This is a genomic window from Streptomyces gelaticus (assembly GCF_014649535.1).
GTDB classification, from domain to species: domain Bacteria; phylum Actinomycetota; class Actinomycetes; order Streptomycetales; family Streptomycetaceae; genus Streptomyces; species Streptomyces gelaticus.
Map to the genome: position 1 here is coordinate 1 of NZ_BMTF01000105.1, position 660 is coordinate 660.

The following is a 660-nucleotide window of genomic DNA, read 5'->3' on the forward strand; positions in this document are numbered from 1 at the left end:
TTCGACATGGGGGCGCAGGTTCTGACGAATCTGTCGTCGAAGTCGCGTGGGTCGAGTGATGATCTGGGTACGTTGATCCGTCAGTTGGTGCAGGCGGCGGCGCCGTTGGAGGGGAAGTTCCACGGTGCGGGGCGGGTGGCGTTCGATTCGTTCAAGAGTCGGTCGGACGAGATCACGGCGGCGTTGAACGGTTCGCTGTCGGCTCTTCTCGGTGGTCAGTCGGGGATGGAGCAGGCGTTCGGTTCGGGTGACCAGGAGCAGGGTGACAACGCGCGGCAGCAGATGTCCGCGGCGAATTTCGATGCGGCGCGCTTCGGCGGCCGGTGACTGACGGGGGTTGGGTTTCTGATGGCTGGTGACGGTGACCGTCGCGCGTATGACACGGGTGCGTCCGCGGACGCGCAGGGCAATATCCAGGTGGTGATCGCGCGGCTGGAGGAAGTGATCGCGGCGCGGGACGGCCAGGTGAAGGCCGCGATGGCGGACTTCGCGGCCGATGGGGTGGCGGACGAGTACCACGGCAAGGAACTGCGGTGGAACCGTGCGTCGCAGGAGGTCAAGAACATCATCCAGCTGCTGAAGACGACGCTGGAGCAGAACGACGGCACCGCGCAGCACACGATCACGCGCGCGAAGGCAGCAGTCGACAACATCGGCTGA

2 protein-coding genes are annotated in these 660 nt (G+C 65.3%); both read left to right on the forward strand.

Annotation, left to right across the window (positions count from 1 at the left end):
- Positions 1–327, forward strand: a 327-nt coding sequence (locus IE107_RS34575; RefSeq protein WP_189548288.1) for a hypothetical protein, incomplete at its 5' end; no start/stop codon positions are given.
- Positions 328–348: 21 nt separating this feature from the next.
- Positions 349–660, forward strand: coding sequence for a pore-forming ESAT-6 family protein (locus IE107_RS34580; protein ID WP_189548289.1), 312 nt, complete (start codon positions 349–351; stop codon positions 658–660).

Excerpts from the sequence above, each read along its gene's own strand:
- IE107_RS34580 (WP_189548289.1), top strand. The coding sequence starts at position 349 with ATGGCTGGTGACGGTGACCGTCGCGCGTATGACACGGGTGCGTCCGCG.